The organism is Embleya sp. NPDC050154, from assembly GCF_044460165.1.
In the GTDB taxonomy this organism is placed as follows: domain Bacteria; phylum Actinomycetota; class Actinomycetes; order Streptomycetales; family Streptomycetaceae; genus Embleya.
The window spans coordinates 54,378-72,491 of sequence record NZ_JBITJP010000042.1; the positions used below are offsets into that span (position 1 = coordinate 54,378).

At 72.3% G+C, this 18,114-nt stretch carries 16 protein-coding genes and 1 pseudogene; 10 read left to right on the forward strand and 7 right to left on the reverse strand.

Annotation, left to right across the window (positions count from 1 at the left end; all coding sequences use genetic code 11):
• Positions 1–10: 10 nt before the first annotated feature.
• Positions 11–832: an ectoine/hydroxyectoine ABC transporter ATP-binding protein EhuA gene (gene ehuA / locus ACIBSV_RS47760; RefSeq protein WP_395873856.1), complete on the forward strand. Its 822-nt coding sequence runs from the start codon at positions 11–13 to the stop codon at positions 830–832.
• A gap of 621 nt (positions 833–1,453) precedes the next feature.
• Here the strand turns inward: ehuA and ACIBSV_RS47765 are convergent.
• A complete protein-coding gene (locus ACIBSV_RS47765) occupies positions 1,454–2,290 on the reverse strand; it encodes a LuxR C-terminal-related transcriptional regulator (protein ID WP_395873857.1) in 837 nt (278 codons plus the stop codon).
• Between the two features lie 379 nt (positions 2,291–2,669).
• Here ACIBSV_RS47765 and ACIBSV_RS47770 point away from each other — a divergent pair, with 379 nt between their 5' ends.
• Positions 2,670–4,358, forward strand: a complete 1,689-nt coding sequence (locus ACIBSV_RS47770; protein WP_395873858.1) for an AMP-binding protein — start codon at positions 2,670–2,672, stop codon at positions 4,356–4,358.
• A gap of 17 nt (positions 4,359–4,375) precedes the next feature.
• On the opposite strand, the gene ACIBSV_RS47775 is transcribed toward ACIBSV_RS47770, so the two are convergent.
• Positions 4,376–5,491 (reverse strand): nucleotidyl transferase AbiEii/AbiGii toxin family protein, encoded by a 1,116-nt coding sequence (locus ACIBSV_RS47775; protein ID WP_395873859.1) that lies wholly within the window; start codon positions 5,489–5,491, stop codon positions 4,376–4,378.
• 159 nt (positions 5,492–5,650) lie between these two features.
• Here ACIBSV_RS47775 and ACIBSV_RS47780 point away from each other — a divergent pair, with 159 nt between their 5' ends.
• Together ACIBSV_RS47780 and ACIBSV_RS47785 are read left to right on the forward strand one after the other, a co-directional pair.
• Positions 5,651–6,028: a hypothetical protein gene (locus ACIBSV_RS47780; protein WP_395873860.1), complete on the forward strand. Its 378-nt coding sequence runs from the start codon at positions 5,651–5,653 to the stop codon at positions 6,026–6,028.
• 213 nt (positions 6,029–6,241) lie between these two features.
• Entirely contained in the window at positions 6,242–7,237 is a 996-nt protein-coding gene (locus ACIBSV_RS47785; protein ID WP_395873861.1) for a serine hydrolase, read from the forward strand.
• 49 nt (positions 7,238–7,286) lie between these two features.
• Here ACIBSV_RS47785 and ACIBSV_RS47790 read toward each other — a convergent pair whose 3' ends face one another.
• The 3 genes from ACIBSV_RS47790 to ACIBSV_RS47800 are packed head-to-tail and all read right to left on the reverse strand — an operon-like array spanning position 7,287 to position 10,491.
• Positions 7,287–8,075, reverse strand: coding sequence for an ABC transporter permease (locus ACIBSV_RS47790; protein ID WP_395873862.1), 789 nt, complete (start codon positions 8,073–8,075; stop codon positions 7,287–7,289).
• Complete coding sequence (locus tag ACIBSV_RS47795) at positions 8,072–9,562, reverse strand: ABC transporter permease subunit (protein ID WP_395873863.1); 1,491 nt, start codon at positions 9,560–9,562, stop codon at positions 8,072–8,074. Before ACIBSV_RS47795 ends, ACIBSV_RS47790 begins: the two co-directional genes overlap by 4 nt.
• Positions 9,562–10,491 carry an ABC transporter ATP-binding protein gene (locus ACIBSV_RS47800; RefSeq protein ID WP_395873864.1) on the reverse strand — a complete coding sequence of 310 codons (930 nt, stop codon included), beginning with the start codon at positions 10,489–10,491 and terminating at the stop codon, positions 9,562–9,564. Before ACIBSV_RS47800 ends, ACIBSV_RS47795 begins: the two co-directional genes overlap by 1 nt.
• A gap of 165 nt (positions 10,492–10,656) precedes the next feature.
• Between ACIBSV_RS47800 and ACIBSV_RS47805 the strand changes: the two genes are divergently transcribed.
• From ACIBSV_RS47805 to ACIBSV_RS47815, 3 genes are all read left to right on the forward strand, one after another.
• The gene (locus ACIBSV_RS47805; protein ID WP_395873865.1) at positions 10,657–11,763 is read left to right on the forward strand and encodes a sensor histidine kinase; all 1,107 of its coding nucleotides are present in this window, start codon (positions 10,657–10,659) and stop codon (positions 11,761–11,763) included.
• The gene (locus ACIBSV_RS47810) at positions 11,760–12,443 is read left to right on the forward strand and encodes a response regulator (protein ID WP_395873866.1); all 684 of its coding nucleotides are present in this window, start codon (positions 11,760–11,762) and stop codon (positions 12,441–12,443) included. Before ACIBSV_RS47805 ends, ACIBSV_RS47810 begins: the two co-directional genes overlap by 4 nt.
• 114 nt (positions 12,444–12,557) lie before the next feature.
• A complete protein-coding gene (locus tag ACIBSV_RS47815; RefSeq protein WP_395873867.1) occupies positions 12,558–13,154 on the forward strand; it encodes an HhH-GPD-type base excision DNA repair protein in 597 nt (198 codons plus the stop codon).
• Between the two features lie 87 nt (positions 13,155–13,241).
• Here ACIBSV_RS47815 and ACIBSV_RS47820 read toward each other — a convergent pair whose 3' ends face one another.
• A complete protein-coding gene (locus ACIBSV_RS47820) occupies positions 13,242–14,720 on the reverse strand; it encodes an MFS transporter (RefSeq protein ID WP_395873868.1) in 1,479 nt (492 codons plus the stop codon).
• 71 nt (positions 14,721–14,791) lie between these two features.
• On the opposite strand from ACIBSV_RS47820, the gene ACIBSV_RS47825 reads away from it, so the two are divergent.
• Positions 14,792–15,286, forward strand: coding sequence for a winged helix-turn-helix transcriptional regulator (locus tag ACIBSV_RS47825; RefSeq protein WP_395873869.1), 495 nt, complete (start codon positions 14,792–14,794; stop codon positions 15,284–15,286).
• A 104-nt stretch (positions 15,287–15,390) separates the two neighbouring features.
• On the opposite strand, the gene ACIBSV_RS47830 is transcribed toward ACIBSV_RS47825, so the two are convergent.
• Positions 15,391–15,648 carry an SCO5918 family protein gene (locus ACIBSV_RS47830; protein ID WP_395873870.1) on the reverse strand — a complete coding sequence of 86 codons (258 nt, stop codon included), beginning with the start codon at positions 15,646–15,648 and terminating at the stop codon, positions 15,391–15,393.
• 275 nt (positions 15,649–15,923) lie between these two features.
• Between ACIBSV_RS47830 and ACIBSV_RS47835 the strand changes: the two genes are divergently transcribed.
• Both ACIBSV_RS47835 and ACIBSV_RS47840 read left to right on the forward strand, forming a co-directional pair.
• Positions 15,924–17,351 carry a multiprotein-bridging factor 1 family protein gene (locus tag ACIBSV_RS47835; protein ID WP_395873871.1) on the forward strand — a complete coding sequence of 476 codons (1,428 nt, stop codon included), beginning with the start codon at positions 15,924–15,926 and terminating at the stop codon, positions 17,349–17,351.
• A 290-nt stretch (positions 17,352–17,641) separates the two neighbouring features.
• Positions 17,642–18,114: pseudogene (locus tag ACIBSV_RS47840) on the forward strand (peptidase M28); the annotation flags it as partial.

Below are 18,114 nucleotides of genomic sequence, written 5' to 3' on the forward strand. Positions count from 1 at the left end.
GGAACACACGATGACCCAGACCCAGACCCCGCCGACGCCCTCCACGGACCCGGTACCGCCCACCGACCTGATCACCTTCGAGGGGGTCGGCAAGCGCTTCGGCGACAACGTGGTGCTCGACGACCTGTCGTTCGGCGTGCGCGCCGGCGAGCGGGTCACCCTGATCGGGCCCAGCGGTTCCGGCAAGACCACCATCCTGCGGATGTTGATGACGCTGGCCCGGCCGGACACCGGCGTGATCGAGGTGGGCGGCGAACCGCTGTTCCACGAACGGCGCGAGGGTCGCCTGGTGCCCGCCTCGGAGCGGCACATCCGGGCCATGCGCAGTCGGATCACCATGGTCTTCCAACAGTTCAACCTGTTCCCGAACATGCGGGTGCTGCGCAACGTCACCGAGGCTCCGATCCGGGTACACGGCGTCCCGAAGGAGGAGGCCGAAGCCCGCGCCGCCGACCTGCTCGAACTGGTCGGCCTGCGCGACAAATTGTCCGCATATCCGGCCCAACTCTCCGGCGGCCAGCAGCAACGGGTGGCGATCGCACGGGCGTTGGCGGTCGAGCCGGACATCCTCCTGCTCGACGAGGTCACCTCCGCACTCGATCCCGAACTCGCCGCCGAGGTCCTGGACGTCCTGCGCGAGGTGGCCCACACCACCGACGTCACCATGCTGTGCGTCACCCACGCCATGCGCTTCGCCCGCGACGTCTCCGACCGAGTCCTGATGTTCTGCGACGGCCAAATCATCGAATCAGGACACCCGGAATCCCTCCTCACCACCCCCACCCACCCCCGCACGCAACGCTTCCTCAAATCCATCCTCACCGAATCCTGACCCCCACCACCCCAACAAACCACGGGCGGACCGGCGCGGCAGGCGGACCGGCGCGGCAGGCGGGCGGCGCAGCGGGCGGGTCGGCGCGGCAGGCGGGCGGCGCAGCGGGCGGGTCGGCGCGGCAGGCGGGCGGCGCAGCGGGCGGGTCGGCGCAGCGGGCGGGGCGGCGCAGCAGGCGGGCCGGCGCGGTTGGGGTCGCGAGCGACCCGGGGCGGGGGGAGCGGTTGCGGGAGGTGTGCGGGAGGACGGCGCGGCGGACGAGGCAGTAGTCAACGCGCGGCGGCGGGCGAGCCGTCCCAGCGAGCAGCGGGCGAGCGCAACCCATCCAGCCCGTCCGGCGCTTGAGGACAACCGGGCCGGAGGCCGGCCTCAGCCACCGACGCACACACAACACACGAACGAACCACAGCCGCGCCTCAAGCACCCACCCAACCAATCCAGCCCGTCCGGCGTTTGAAGACAACCGGGCCGGAGGCCGGCTTCCCAACCGGCCCACCCAACGCGCACACGAGCGAACCGCAGCGAAACCCCGAAAGTCCGCCCAACCAAATCAGCCCGTCCGGCGTTTGAGGACAACCCACGCCGGAGGCCACGTGTGCATCGGGGCCAACCACCCCGGGCCTACGGCAAGAAGCCCCCCGCACGCGCCGCAACCACCGCTTCGACGCGGTTGTGCGCCCCCAACTTCCGCATCGCCGACCGCAGATAACTCTTCACCGTCTCCGGCCCCAGCACCAGCACCCGCGCCACCTCCGCGTTGGTCCGCCCCACCGCGACCTGAGCCAGCACATCCGTCTCACGAGGCGTCAGCCGTACTCCCCGCGCCGCTCCGCCGGACGCACTCGCGGCCGTCCGCGCCAGCCTCCCGCACACCTCCCGCAACCGCTCCCCCAGCCCCGGATCGCTCGCGACCCCCGCCAGCGCCAGCAGATCGGCGTGCGCCAACCGGATCTCCAACGCCGCCCACCCCGGCAACTCGGCCGCCCGCGCCATGCGTTGCTCGACCTCGCGGGCCACCGCGATCTCGTGCCCGGCGTCCCGCGCCGCGTCGCAGGCCGACGTCAGGATCCCGTCTCCGAAGTCGGACGGCCGCCGCAGCGCCCCGTACAGCACCGCCGCCACCCCGCGCCCCGCGAGCACCGGCACCGCGAACACCGCGCGCACCCCCTCCGTGGTGACCGCCCGGTCGTACTCGTGGCTGATCGCCGACGCCGCGACGTAGTCGACCACCCGGACCGGCCGCCGCGTGGTGATCGCCTTGCCGCCCACGCCGGTCCCCGCCACCACCGTCAGTCCCGACAACACGCGCGTCGAGGTCCCGCTCAGATACGAGATCACCAGCCGATCCCCCGCATCGGGACACGGCCCGGCGAACGCGACGTCCACCCCGGTCCGCGCCCGAAACCGCTCGACGGCCCGACCCACCGGGTCACCGACCGACCCCGCGTATCCGCTCACGGCTCCTCCATATATCCCGCCACGGACGTCCCGCCCGACCTCGGCACCCCACCACCGGCGCCCCACGCGCCACGCGCCACGCGCCACGCGCCACGCAAGGGCAACGTACTCCCGCCCTCACCCCCACATCACCCCCATTCGGGGGTACTCCGCTCGCCGCCCCCACCCCCTCCCACCTACCTTCGCGACAGCACCGCCCAGCGCCCCACAGCACCCCGCACTGCCCCACACCGACGGCACCCCGGCACCACCCCTGGCCCACGGCACCACCGCACCACCCGCGCCACCGCGCCACCGCGCCGCCTCGCGCCCACAGCACCACCGCACCCCCCTCGCGCCCACAGCACCCCCCGCATCCCGACCAGGCAGGTGACCCGCGATGACCGCTCCCGCGCCGCCCCCACCCCCGCAATCCCCGGACGACCCGCCGGCCGACACCCCCCTCGCCACCCGCCAGGGCGAGCGCACGCCGCCGCTCCCGCACGAGACCATCGGCGCCAACCTGGCCCGGATCGCCGCCACCTACCCCGACCACGACGCCCTCGTCGAGTGCGCGAGCGGCCGGCGCTGGACGTACGCGGAGTTCGACGCGGCCGTCGACGACCTCGCCCGCGCGCTGATCGGCGTCGGGATCGAGGCCGGCGACCGAATCGGCATCTGGTCGCCCAACTGCGCCGAGTGGACCCTGGTGCAGTACGCCTCCGCCCGGGTCGGCGCGATCCTGGTCAACCTCAACCCGGCCTACCGTGCACACGAGATCGAGTACGCGCTCGCCCAATCCGGCACCAGGCTGCTGGTCGCCGCGTCGCGCGTGAAGACCAGCGACTATCCGGCGATGGTCGCCGAGGTCCGCGCCACCTGTCCCGACCTGGAACGCGTCGTACACATCGACACCCCGGACTGGCCGGCCCTGGTCGCCGAGGGCGCCGCCGTCTCGATCGACCGATTGCGCGCCCGCGAGGCCACCCTGCGCCCCGAGGACGCGATCAACATCCAGTACACCTCGGGCACCACCGGCTTCCCCAAGGGCGCCACGCTCTCCCACCGCAACATCCTGGGCAACGGCTTCCTGGTCGCCGAGATCCAGGGCTGGACTGCCGACGACCGGGTGTGCCTGCCGGTGCCCTTCTACCACTGCTTCGGCATGGTGATGGGCAACCTCGGCGCGACCAGCCACGGCGCGTGCATGGTCGTCCCGGCCGCGCTGTTCGACCCGGCCGCCACGTTGCGCGCCGTGCACGAGGAACGCTGCACGGTCCTGTACGGCGTGCCGACCATGTTCATCGCCGAGCTCGCCCTGCCCGACTTCGAGGCGGGCAAGTACGACCTCTCCACGCTGCGCACCGGCGTGATGGCGGGCTCACCGTGCCCGGTCGAGGTGATGAGGCGGGTGATCGACCGGATGGGCATGACCGAGGTGACCATCTGTTACGGCATGACCGAGACCTCACCGGTCTCCACCCAGACCCGCCGCGACGACTCGCTGGAGCGCCGCGTGGGCACGGTCGGCCGGGTACACCCGCATCTGGAGATCAAGGTGGTCGACCCGACCACCGGCGCGACCGTCCCCGAGGGCACCCCCGGCGGGTTCTGCACCCGGGGTTACTCGGTGATGCTCGGCTACTGGCAGGACCCCGACCGCACCGCCGAGGTGATCGACGCGGACGGCTGGATGCACACCGGCGACCTCGCGACGATGGACGCGGACGGCTACGTGTCGATCGTCGGCCGAATCAAGGACATGGTGATCCGAGGCGGCGAGAACGTGTACCCGCGCGAGATCGAGGAGTTCCTGTACGGCCACCCGGACATCGAGGACGTCCAGGTCGTCGGCGTGCCCGACGAACGCTTCGGCGAGGAACTCATGGCCTGGATCAAACTCCGCCCCGGCGCCCCCGAACTGACCGCGACCCACCTCCGCGACTTCTGCGCCGGCCGCCTGGCCCACTACAAGATCCCCCGCTACGCACACCTCGTCGACGCCTTCCCGATGACCGTCACCGGCAAGATCCGCAAGGTGGAAATGCGCGAACGCTCCATCGAACTCCTCGACCGTGAACCCACCTGACCGAGCCCGTCCGCGACTCAGCCGATCGATCGCCTGTCCGCCTCGACTCTCGCCACCGCAAATGTCGGCGCCAACGCACGAAGCAACCGCGTGTGCAGATCCGTGCCGGCCGACTCGGGGTATTCCTTGCGGAACTCGCGCAGATCAACCTCGCGGCTGAACAGGTCCGCCGTGAACGGGTGGCCTCCGTGGCTGGGATCGGAGGCCACGAAGGTCGCCCGCAGCAAGGGCATGCCCGGCGACGTGTTCTCGGCGAGCAGGACCGCGTCGTAGAGGTCCTTGCCCTGCGGATGGATGTCGTCGATCAACCACAGCAGCTTCCAGGCCAGGGACTGTTCCGGAGTGGCGCCGAGCAGCAGGTGTGTCCCGCCCCCGTCCGATCGCGGGATCTCGGTCGGCTCGGGTGCGCTGGGCAGTTGTTCACCGAACACGAAGTCCAACTGCACCGTTCCGGACGGCACGCCGTCCGCCCGCCACGGCAGCACCAGCCGCCGGCCCGGAACGCGGTCGTAGGTCCAGATCTCGTCGCTCAACGCGAGGGTCGCCACGACTCGCACGTCGGGTTCGCCGCCGGTGTCGGATACCCGTTCGGCGCGCCGCGCGATGTCGGCGAACATCCGGTCGGTCCGGCCGTCCAGGGCGCCCCATCCACTCGGCGTCACCACGAAGTCCAGGTCGCCCGGCTCGCGGGCGGCCGACCCGTACCACGCCTTGAGCAACACGCTGCCGCGCAGCACGAGATCGTCCACCCACCGGGAGCCGGCGACCGCCTCCAGTACATGGTCCATGGCCTGTCGGCGCGCCCGGTGCCAACGCGCCGCCGTCCCCGCGTCCTCGAATCGGGGTTCACCGGCACGCATTGCCCGTGCGTAGTGCGTGAGCGCCGGGTCGAACACGGGACTCTGCGCGACACCGGCACCGGGTACAACGACGAGCGAACGCGGGAGTTCCAGGTGCGCCCGGCCCGCCTTGCTCGGCGTGGCATGCGGCAGACGATCGGCCGCGGACCAGGGGCCACGCGGGAAGTGGGCCCAAGCCGCGTCGGTGTCCGAGGTGCGCCGGGCGGGCGAACCGGGCGAAGCGCGCGGGACGTCGTCAGCGGATCGGCGAGGAGGTACGGAGGAGGCGGTCACGGTCCGATCATCGGACAGATGGAAGGACATGGTGTTCGATTTTTTCGACGGGTCGTTCGATGTCGGCGAGATCCAGGGCAACGGGAATCGGTGCGGGGTGTGGTGTTTCGGGGGCGGTGTTGTTACCTTCGGGTAACTTTCCGGGGCGAGGAGGACCGTATGGCCGGCACATCGTCGTCCGCGCGCGCTTTGGTGGCGTTGCTCGGTGGAGCGGGTGTGGCCCACTTCGTGTACCCGAGGCCATTCGACGCGGTGGTGCCTCGAAGCCTGCCGGGCAACCCGCGGGTGTGGACCCGGGCAAGCGGCGTGGCCGAGTTCGCTCTGGCGGCGGCGGTGGCCGTGCCGCGCACCCGGCGGGTGGGCGCCCTGGCCGCGGCGGCGTTCTTCACCGCGGTCTTCCCGGCGAACGTCAAGATGGCCGTCGACTGGCGTACGCGGCCGGCCCCGCAGCGTACCGCCGCGTTCGCCCGCCTGCCCCTCCAGATTCCGCTGGTGCTGTGGGCGCTGCACGTGGGGCGGAACGCGAGTCGGTCCTGAACTCGACGTCGGCCTCAGCCGGGGCCGCCCGCCGACCGCGGGCCCGGCGAACGCTCCGCGTAGCGCAGCGGTTCGTGCCCGCCCAGTTCGATCGAACGCCCGCGCTCACCGCCCGGCGAACCCTCGCGCCCACCCCCGGGCGAACGCCCGCTCTCATCGACTCTTAAGACTCGTCTCACCCGCCGCACAGCCCCGCCCGCAACCGTGTCGTGCATGAGCCCCGCCCGCGAAGGAACGCACCGCGCGGCACGCCGCGGCCGATCCGTCCTCACCCCCCTGGCGGTCGTCCTCGCCTGTGCGACCCTGCTGTGGATGGTCGTCTCCGGCAACCGCGCGGAGCCGACCTCGTTCAGCCCCGCGCCGACCGCGAGTTCGGCCGCGGACCCGCCGGCGGTACCGCCCGAGAGCACGGAGCCCACGTTGCCGTCGACCGACGCCCCCACCGACGTCGCCCGAGGCGCCGACCGGCAACCCGCCGTCGGCCCGACCTCCGCCGGCGCCGCGTCCGCGCTCGCCGCCGCGCTGCCCGAGATCTCGGGCAACCTGTCGGTGGCCATCCTCGACCCGGCCGGCGGCGAACCGGTCGGCTACAACACCGACCGGTCCTACGTCACCGCGAGCATCGTCAAGGTGGACATCCTGGCCGCGTTCCTCCTCCGGACCCAACAGGAGCACCGCGCCCTCACCACCACCGAACGGGCCACCGCCGCCGCCATGATCGAGCACAGCGACAACGACGCCGCCGACACCCTGTGGTCCGCCATCGGCGGCGCCGCCGGCCTCCGCACCGCCAACACCGCCCTGGGCCTCACCGAAACCGAACCGACCGGCCTGTCCTGGGGCCTGACCCGGACCACCGCCACCGACCAGGTCCGCCTGCTCGACGCGATCACCGCGACCGACTCCCCGCTCGACGCCGGCTCCCGCGCCTACCTGGCCGACCTGATGACCTCCGTCGCGGACGACCAGACCTGGGGCGTGGCCACCGCCGCCGACCCCGACACCACCCCGGCCCTGAAGAACGGCTGGCTCCCCCGCGACGCCACCGGCCTGTGGGTGATCAACAGCATCGGCCACATCACCCACGCCGGCCGCCCGCTCCTGATCGCCATCCTCTCCGACGACCAACCCTCCATGCCCACGGGCATCACCCAACTCGAAGCAGCGGCCCGAGCCGCCGTCCCGGCCGTGGCAACCGCCGCGAACTGAGCCCGGTCCGCCCCGCTTCACCCCGGCCCCGGCCCAAAGGGCCCACGCCTCACGCGTCCCGCCGCAGGAAGCGCCAGGTGCCCAAAGTCAGGGCCAGGGCGGCGTAACCGGCGAGGACCGTGAGGCCGGGCCAGGGGGCGATCGGGAGGTGGTTCAGGTCCCGGGTGGTCTGGATGGCCAGGCCCGCCGTCATCGGGGTGATCCGCTCCAGGCGGCGGTGCCAGTCCGGATCGGCGATCGCCTGGACCAGGAGCGGGAGGATGTAGAGCAGGGTCAGCAGGACCGCGACCGCGCCGGTCGTGTCGCGCAGCACGAACGCGACGCCCATCGCCAGCAGCCCGATCAGCACCAGGTAGAGCACCGTGCCGCCGGCCGCGCGCAGCGTCGGCCCGTCGGTCGCGGACAGCCCGGGATAGCCCTGCTCGGGGGTGAAGCCGTTGCCGTCCAGGATCGTGCGCCCCGCCCACAGCGATCCCAGCACGCCGATCGTGCCGGCCGCCGCGACCATCGCCACGAGCAACATCGCCTTGCTGCCCAACAACACGATCCGGCGCGGGAGGGCGGTCAGCGACGTGTGGATCATCCCGGTGCCGTACTCGTTGCCGACCATCGACACCGCGAGCAGGACGACCGCGATCTGACCGACCCGGACTCCGGTCAGACTGTCCTTGGTGATGTCCTCGAAGCACCCGGCCGGCGTCGCGCAGGCCGAGGCGTGCATGGCCGATGTGGTCAGTACGCTCACCACCACCGTGGCCACCACCAGTGCGCACAGCAGCCATCCGGTCGAGCGCACACTGCGCAGCTTGGTCCACTCGGCGAGCGCGGCGTTCCTCATGCGTCCCGCTCCCGCAGCCGCCACGCGGCGATGGCCAGCGCCACCGCGGTGTAAGCGCACAACACGCCCAGCCCGGCCCACGGTGCGATCGTGGTGTCGTAGCGGTCGAAGGTGCGCTGGATGGCGAATCCGGCGGAGGGGGTGAGTCGTTCCAGCCACGCCCCGGTGGACACCGGCAGGCCGCTGCCCACGATGCGCGGGATCAGCAGCAGGGCGAGCACGAGGGTGATCGCGGGCGCGCCTCGGCGCAGGATCGCACCGACCGCCAGCGCGAACATCGCGGCGACCGCGAGCAGCACGGCCGTACCGATCAGCGCGCGCAGCACGTTCGGATCGGACAACCCGGCCGGGATGCGGTTCTTCGAGCGCTCCACCGGTCCCGTGGCCAGGAACGCGCCGAACGCGCCTACCAGTCCGGCGACGAACGTGGCCGCGCCGACCACGATGGCCTTGGCCGCGAGCACCCGCCCTCGGCGCGGGGTGGCGGCGAACGTGGTGCGAATCGTGTCCCGGTGGAACTCGGCGGTGATCGACACCACGCCGAGCGCGACCACGGCGATCAGCGCGATCAGCACGCCGCCGAGGATCGTCTGCGTGGCGTCCTCGCCGAACCGATCCGGACCGATGTCGCCCATGCCGATCACCGTGAAGGTGCCGTCCACCTCGGTGAAGCCGGGCGGTGGGCCGGCGTCCGGTCCCTCCGTCGCCGGTCCCGCCGACGCGCCCGCCCCACCCGGTCCGGCCCGGTTCTGCCAGGTCCCGGCGGGCTGTTGCGGCTGCGCCGGCTTCAGGCTCACGTGGTCGAAGGTGGCCTTGCCGGTGGTGCTCTGCGAGGAGATGCCCTCGCTGCCGAACGCGCGCTCGACCTTCACCGCGTCCGGCGACGCGACGAACAGCCCGATCCGAGCGGTCCGCGGCAGATCGTCCAGGTCGACCCGGCCGACCCGACGCCACCCGGCGCCGTCGCTCGACTCGTACGCGGTGATCGTGTCACCGGCCCGAACCAGCTTGAGCCAGCGCGGCACCGGACCACCGCCGCCCGCCTTGTCGCTGTCGTACCCGCTGTGCAGGCGGACCCCGTGGTCGGGCGTGACCACCACCGCCGCGTACGCCGCGCCGAACGCGTCGCTCGCCCGGATCATCAGGCCCGCCTTGGCCCGCCCGGCACTGCGCTCCTGTGTGCTCACCCGGGCGACCAGCTCGCCGTCACCGGCCAGCTCGCGCTCGACGAACTGGCCGCCGTCGGCGAAGTGGTCGGCCAACTTGACCTTTTGTTTGCCGCCGCCGCTCGACACGTCCTGGATGCCACTCCCGCCCGCGATCAGCAGGCCGACCAGCACGGTCAGCACGGCCGCCGCGGTCAGCGTGAGCAGCCATCGGCGCACCGACCTGAGCTTGGTCCACTCGGCGCGCAGCAGCCCGCCGAAGCCGTCCCGGCCGCCGGTCAGCGGGCTTCGGTACGGCGTCGTCGTCGTGGGGTCCGCCATCACCGCTCCCCGGCGTCGGTCGCGGCGCGGTAGTCGACCGCGTCCCGGGTGAGTTCCATGTAGGCCTCCTCCAGCGAGGCGCGGTGCTCGGCGATCCCGGAGAACGGCACGCCGTGCTCGGTGAGCAGCCCGATGATCCGCTCCGCGTCCAGGCCGGTGACGGTCAGCGCCTCGCGCTCGGTGGCCGCGACGGTGGCGCCGACCCGGGTCAGCACGGTCATCGCCTCGCGGCGCCGCGCGGTGCGCAGCACGATCCGGCCGCCCGACGCGGCGGCGAGCAGTTCGCCGATGCTCGTGTCGGCGATCAACCGGCCCCGGCCGATCACCACGAGGTGGTCGGCACTGTCCTCCAGTTCGCTCATCAGGTGGCTGGAGACCAGCACCGCGCGGCCCTCCGCGGCCAGCGCGCGCAGCAGCCCGCGGATCCACATCACGCCCTCGGGGTCGAGGCCGTTGACCGGTTCGTCGAGCATCAGCATCGGCGGATCGCCGAGCAGCGCGCCGGCTATGCCCAGGCGTTGCCGCATGCCGAGCGAGAAGCCGCCCGCGGGCCGACGTGCCGCCGACGCGAGGCCGACGCTCTCCAGTACGTCGTCCACCCGACGCGCGGGCAGGCCGTTGGAGTGCGCCATCCACAACAGGTGGTCGCGGGCCGGGCGGGCCGGGTGCACCGCCGCCGCGTCCAGCAGCGAACCCAGGTGCCGCAGCGGCGTGCGCAGCGTGCGGTAGTGCCGGCCGCCGACCAGCGCGGAGCCCTCATCGGGTCGGTCCAGGCCGACGATCATCCGCATGGTCGTGGACTTGCCGGCGCCGTTGGGTCCGACGAAGCCGGTGACCTGGCCGGGCGCGACGGTGAACGAGAGGTCGTCCACGGCGGTCTGCGGACCGTAGCGTTTGCGCAGGCCGCGAACTTCGATGGTTGCTTCCATACCCAGGAGGCTATGAATTCGGCCGGGTCCGGCACATCACGCGGGCGAGCCAAACCGGGTTCCCCGTGCGGGGGGAAGCCCGCCGCACGCCTCCCCGGCGCGGGGGAGGCGGATTCCCCGGCCCGGGGGAAGCCGCCCGCGTGGCCCGCCCGGGACAATGGCGCCATGAAGCACAGCGATCCGGCCCCCGGCCGCGTCCTCGACCTCGGTCGTCGGCGCGGAGAGCCGTGGTGGCACCCCTTCGGCGCGGGGGTGGCGCTCGGCTTGTTCTCGCTGCCGGAGACGGTGGTCCGCACCGCGCCGCGCTCCGACGAGGCGGCGGGCATGTTGTCGGTGGCGCTGATCCTGGGCCTGTGCGCGACGGTGCCGTTGGTCCTGATACGGCACCGACCGGCAATGGTGGCCGTGGCGGTGACGGTGGCGGCCGTGTCCACCGGGGCGCTCTACCAGGGCGTCCCGATCGCCGCGACGATCGCGGTGGTGATCGCGTGGGCGGCGCTGGCGCTCGGCCGGGTGCGCGGCGCCCGCACCCGCAACGCCGAGCGGGACGCCTCGCGGCACGCGATCGAGAGCACCCTGCTGGAGTTCACCGCGCGTGGTGAACGAGCCAGGATCGCCCGGGAGTTGCACGACGTGGTGGCGCACCACATCTCGATGATCTCGGTGCAGGCGGAGACCGCCCGGCTGGCCACGCCGGGGATGCCGAAGGAGGGCGCCGAGCGGCTGCTCGCGATCGGCGACACGGCCCGCACCGCGCTGACCGAGATGCGCCGCCTGCTGGGGGTGCTGCGCGAGGACGCCGGCGCCGAGCCGACCCGCCGACCGCAGCCGGGCCTCCAGGAACTCCTGGAGTTGATCGACGAGTCCCGGGACTTCGCCGGCGCGGGCGTGCGGCTGATCGTGCGCGGGCGGATCGCCGTGCTCGATCCGGGTGTCGAGTTGGCGGCCTATCGCATCGTCCAGGAGTCGTTGACCAACGCGCGCCGACACGCGCCCGGAGCCGCCGTCGACGTGCTGCTCGACTACTCCGACGAGGATCTGCTGCGGGTGCGGGTCCGCGACAACGGCCCGGGGCCGCGCGCCGGCACCGGCCCGGGCGGGCACGGCCTGCTGGGGATGCGTGAGCGCGCCGCAAGTGTGGGCGGCGAGTTGCGCACCGGGAACCCGCCGATGGGCGGATTCCTGGTCGAGGCGATATTGCCGGCCGGCCGGATGGCCGGCACCGCGGGCATACCCGCGGAGGGGCTCACCACCGCGGGAGGGGTCGGATGAGCGGGCCGGCGGCGTTGCGAATCGTGGTGGCCGACGACCAGGAGGTCGTCCGGGCCGGTTTCGCCGCACTGCTGGACACCCAACCGGACTTCACCGTGGTCGGTACCGCCGCCGACGGCGCGGAGGCGATCCACCGCTGCCGCGAGCAGCGCCCCGACGTCGTGGTGATGGACGTGCGGATGCCGGTCATGGACGGCATCGAGGCCACCCGGCGGATCCGCGCGAACACCGTCGAGAACGAGCCGCCCCGAATCCTGATGTTGACCACCTTCGACCTCGACGAGCACGTCTACGACGCGCTGGTCGCCGGTGCCGGCGGCTTCCTGATCAAGGACGTGACCGCCGAGCGCCTGTTCGACGCGGTGCGCGTGGTGGCCGCCGGCGAGGCGCTGCTCGCGCCGAGCGTGACCCGCCGGCTGATCGGCGAGTTCACCCGCCTGCGTCCGCGCCCGGCCCCGCCCGGTCTGGCCGACCTCACCCCTCGTGAGGTCGACGTCCTGCGGCTGGTCGCCGAGGGCCTGTCGAACGCGGAGATCGCCGGCCGCCTGGTGGTCGGCGAAGAGACGGTCAAGTCGCACGTGAGCCGGGTATTGCGCCGACTGGGCCTGCGCGACCGGGTCCAGGCGGTGGTCATCGCGTACGAGTCGGGCCTGGTCGTACCGCGCTCCGGCGGCCGATGAGCGAACCGGCCCCCGATGCCGCCCGGCCCCACCAGGCTCCGCGGCCGGTGACCTCCGGGCACACGTCGGCGAGTCCGCGTGCGGGTCCGGGGCCGCCCGGGAGATCATCGAGGGATGAACACGACAGTGCACCTGGCCCAGCAGGCCGAGGCGGACGAATTGCTCGGGCGCAGTGCGTTGGCGGCGCTGGTCGGCATGCTCCTGGATCAGCAGATCCCGATGGAATGGGCCTTCGCGGGCCCCTACACGATCGCCCAGCGGCTGGGCCGCACCGATCTGGACGCGCACGAGATCGCCGCGTACGAACCGGACGCGTTCGCCGAACTCCTGTCCACCAAGCCCGCCGTACACCGCTATCCCGGGTCGATGGCGCACCGCGTGCAGCAGTTGTGCCAGTACCTGGTCGAGAACTACGACGGCGAGGCGAGCGCGGTGTGGGCCGACGTGGACACCGGTGTCGAGTTGCTCAAGCGGCTGCAGGCGTTGCCCGGTTTCGGGAAGCAGAAGGCGCAGATCTTCCTGGCCCTGCTCGGCAAGCAGTACGGCGTGACCCCGAAGGGTTGGCGCGAGGCGGCCGGCGGCTACGGCGAGGCGGGCTCGCACCGTTCGGTCGCGGACATCACCGGCCCCGAGTCACTGGCCAAGGTCCGCGCGCACAAGCAGGAGGCCAAGCGCGCGGCCAAGGCCGCCAAGGCGGCGAAGGAGTCCTGACCGCCCGCCCGCACGCGGTCGGTTCACCCGCGCCGCCCGCCCTCCCGCCTCCGCCGTCGACGCAGGAGCAGGCGTCGCCTCCGCCGTCTACGCAGATGTCGACGCGGGTGTCGCCGCAGGAGTCGAGACCCCCGGTGCCGCCGTCGCGGTCCGCCCGGATCGGGGCAGGAACAGCGCGGCCGTCGCGGTCAGCACGGTCGCCGCGCCGAGGATGGCCCAGGCCCGGTCGTACCCCTCCAGGGTGGCCGGGGCGCCCACCGCGGCGACGAACACCGCGACGCCGAGCGCCGCGCCCACTTGGCGCAGCATGGTGATCACGCCCGAGCCGGTGGCGAAGCGATCCGGGGTCAGCGCGCCGGTCGCGGTGGCGATCAGGGTCGGCAGGATCAGGCCGACGCCGATGCCGGTGAGGATCGAGCCGGGCAGCAGATCGCTCGCGTAGCGCGCATGCGGTTCGAGCCGCACGATCCACCAGCCCAGTCCCGCGCTGAACGACAAGCCGCCGGCCACGACCAGCGCGCCCGGCCCGAAGCGGGACACGTAGCGGCCCGCCAGGATGCTCACGAACGGCACACACAGCGGTCCGGGCACGGTGCCGAACCCGGTGCGCAACGCGCTCCAGCCCCACACGGTCTGCATCCACATCGTGGAGGAGAACAACATCCCGGCGAACGCGACACCGAACAGGATGTTGGCGATTCCCGAGACGGCGTAGGTGCGGTTGCGCACCAGGGCGCCCTCGACCACCGGCCGCGGGTGGCGCCCGTTGCGCAACAGGAAGCCGGCCACGAACACCGCGGTGGCCACCCACACCCCCACCGCGCGGCCCGAGAGCCATCCCCAGTCGGGCGCACGTACCACGCCCAGGGACAACGCGCCGATCGCCGCGGTCAGCAGCGCGGCGCCGAGCAGGTCCGGCAGCGGACCCCGGTCGGTGGGCGCCGTATCGGGCAGTCGGCGCACGCCGAGCACCAGGGTGAGCACACCGATCGGCAGGTTGACCACGAAGACCCAGCGCCAGCCGGGTTCGAGCAGCAGCCCGCCCAGGATCGGTCCGAGCGCGGCGGCGAGCCCGCCGATCGCGGCCCACGCGCGGATCACCGAGCCGCGCCGCTCGGGCGGGTACGAGGAGAGCAGCAGTCCCAGCGACGCGGGCGTCAGCAGCGCGGCGCCGACCGCCTGGGCGAGTCGCGCGATCACCAGTACCGCGAGCGTGGGCGACGCGGCGCACAGCGCGGATGCCACGGTGAACACCGCGATGCCGGCCAGAAAGGCGCGCCGGTGACCCATCCGGTCGGACAACCGGCCGCCGGGCACCAGCAGCGCGGCGTAGACGACGGTGTACGCGTTGAGCACCCAGGACAGGTCGGCGAGCGAGGCGCCGGACCAACTCTCGGCCAGCGAGGGCATCGCCACGTTGACGATGAACAGGTCGAGATTGACGAGTACGACGCCCGCGCAGACCAGGACTGCGGCGAGCGCGCGGGGCGGGTGATCCGGTTCGGTGCCGGCCATGACGGCTGCCTCCCAGGTGGGTTCACGACTGAGTTCTATGACGGAACTCAACGTAGGGCTCGTCAGTTCTATAATGCAACTCAGTGAGTATCATGAAAGGACTCACCGGTTAGAATGGGGCCATGCGTCGCAAGAGTTTCCAGGAGATGGCCTGCTCGGTCGCCCAGTTCCTCGAGGTGGCCGGGGAGTGGTGGACGATGCTGATCGTGCGGGACGCCTTCCTGGGCGTGACCCGCTTCGACGACTTCCACGAGCGGCTGGGCATCTCCCGCAACGTGCTCACCCAGCGGCTGGAACACCTGATCGAGCACGGCGTCCTGACTCGGGAGGTCTATCAGGACAAACCCGTGCGCTACGACTACCGACTGACCGACAAGGGCCGCACCATGTGGCCGGTCCTGAACGCGATGCGCCAGTGGGGCGACCAGTGGGCCGCCCCCGACGGCCCGCCGTTGATCGTCACCCACAGCGCGTGCGGCCAACCGGCCACCGCGGTACATGTCTGCTCACACTGCGGCGACCCGCTGACCTCTCGCGATCTGCGCGCCTCCGCGGGCCCGGGCGCCCGGGACGGCCTACTGGAGGGCCTGTCCCCCAAGGCCGCGCCCACCGCGTGACCCGAACCGCCCGCACGAAGCCCACCGGGTGACCCCGGCGCGCGCGTGCGCCGTGTGGCCCGACCGGCGTCGCGAACCGACCGGGCCGACATCGTTCGCAGGAATCAGAGCGTCGGCTCGGCCGGCGGCGCGGTCGGAAGCACGGTGAAACCGAGCTTGGTCAACGCCCGGGAAATCTCCGCCGCGCTGAAGTCGCGCGGAAGTTGGCCCGTGATCACCGAGCCAACCTGCTTGACCGGATAGGTACGGCGCCCGATACGGACCGATTCGCCGGTGATCGGGTCGGGCTTGACCCCGCTCATGGCGCGCTCCACCTCGTTCATCTGCAGGTGGAAGGACTGGCCAGCGATCGTGCAGCGCATATTGCCTCAGCAAAGGAAGGGGTGAGTACTACCGGTGTGGCAAGTCTTGCGCAGTCCCGGCCGCAAGCACAGTCCATGACCGCCGTCCGGGGGTCGGCCGGGTAGTGCGGGCTGATATGTCACATCGTGTCGTCTCGGGTTCGAGCCCTGTACACCCATCCGGCAAAAGCGGAATGCCTCGTTCCACCGCAGACAACCCGCACCATCGTCTGTCACCCTGCTCCGGGCAGTGACCAACCGTCGACCATCCGGAGTTACCCTCGGGGAGGACGAACGTGAACAGGCTCCCGAACGCGCCCGTCACCACAAAGGTCGCGTCCACACCGCTAAAGGTCGCGTCGACACCGCTGTGGGCGGAGTTCGGCCGTACCTTGCGGACCCGGCGCCGCCTCGCCGGAATGACGCAGCAGCAACTCGGGCTGCGCGTCGGCTACCACCACAGCCTGATCAGCAAGCTGGAGGCCGGTCTGCGCGAGCCGCCCGCCGGCCTACCGCGCCGACTCGACGATCTCCTGGACACCGGCGGGGACCTGTCCGCGTTGCTGACGAGCCGATCGATCCCGGCGCCCGCCCTGCACCGCACCCACTTCTCGGTGATCCCCGGCGGCGAGGCCCCCGCGGGCCTCGCGCCGCTGGCCGACCGGTTCTGGCCCGATCGGCTGCCGTACCACGGGCTGCCCTGCCCGCTGCACGGCAAGGACGGCTGTCACGAGTGCGAGGTCCCGCCGTACGCCGACGCGCTCACCATCCTGGGCGCCATCGACGGGAACAACCCCTCCGGCGTGGACCCCGACGTCGTACACGTGCTCACCGCCCTGCTCGGCGGCTACACCCAGGCCGGTCTGCACGGCGGCGCCACCACCGGGCTGGTCGGCTCGGTCGAATACGTGCTGCGCCGGATCGTCAGTTGGGCCGAGTCGCTGAACGCGCACGGCCGCTCGCCGCACGCCCAGTTGCGATTGGCCGCCGACTACGCCCAGCTCGCCGGTCGTTTCCGGATGCAACAGGGGCAGAGCGTGATCGGCATGGCCTGGTACGACCGCGGCCTCAACTGGGCGGACGTGTGCGAGAGTCCGGGCGCCCGCGCGTCGTTGCTCGGCGACGTGTGCTCGCTGGCCCGCCTCGACGGCGACGCGGCGGCAGCGCTGGCCTACGCCCGAGCGCTGGAGGCGGTGGACACCGGCCGGGCCTGGATCACCACGCTGGCGCAGCTCTACCAGGCCCGCGGGCACGCGCTCGGCGGTGACATCGGCGAGTGTCGGCGGCACATCGCCACCGCCCATCGACACGTGAACCGTTTCGACGAACGCGACCGGGCCGAGGCGCCGTGGCTGACCGGACTGGCCGGTCGGTTGCGGATGGAGGCCACCATCGGCGGCGCGCTGCGCGACCTGGCCGCGCGCACCGGCGACCTGGCCTCGGCCCGATCCGCGGTGCAGTCGGTCCAGGCCGCGCTCGACCTGCTGCCGGTACCGATGCGACCGGCGCGGGTGCTGCTCACCGTGCGTCTGGCCGACGCGCTCGCGTGCGCCGGTCAGCCGGACGCGGCGGTGCTCGCCGCCGCGCCGGTGGTGCACGAGGCGGCCGGTCTGGGCACCGCGACCACAAATCGGGAACTACTGGGCCTGCGCCGACGTCTGACCCAGCATTGGAGCGATCTGCCCGAGGTCCGCGACCTGTTGGAGCAGATGCCTGGTCAATGAGCGGCGGTCGGCCCGGAACCGCGGTCTCGAACGGCCCCGGAGCCGTCTTCGAGGCCCGAACGACCGCCCGATCGGTTGATCCGGCACTCCCGCGACTCCCGGGGTCTGCTTGGCGTTTGCCAGAATTTGCCGGCCGTTGCCGATCGCTTCACCCCGTCCACACACCCGTGTGAGTGTTTCGCTCGCTCGGGCACGAACCCGGCCTGCACGGTCGCCCGCGTCGCTCACGAGGCGTACGCGGCGCAAGCCGGCGACGTGGTCGAGGCACGCCTTCCACCCAAGGAGCCTCGATGAATCGCAGAACGACCACGGCCGGGACCGTCCTGGCCATGCTCGCCGGCTTGGCGATCGGCGCGGCCGGACCCACGGCCGCCGCCGACCCGTCCCCTCCCCCCGCCAACTCCCAGGCACTCGCGGTATCCGCCGCCGACCGGGCGGCCGCCAGCGGCCTGGACAGTCTCGCCAAGGGGCCCGACGAGCAGTACGAACGCCAGGTCGTGACCCCGTGGGTCAACGATCTGTACTCGGTCGCGTACCAGCGCACCTACCGCGGCCTCCCGGTCGTCGGCGGGGACGCCGTGGTACTGGCCGACGGAAAGGGCCGGGTGCGGGCGACCCAGTCCTCCACCGCGACGCAGGTATCGGTCACCACCCAGCCGACCATCACCGCCGGCGCCGCCGAGAGCACGTCCAAGGCGCAACTCCCGGTCGTGGACAAGGTCGACTCGCACCGCCTGGTGGTCCGGGTCAAGGACGACAAGAG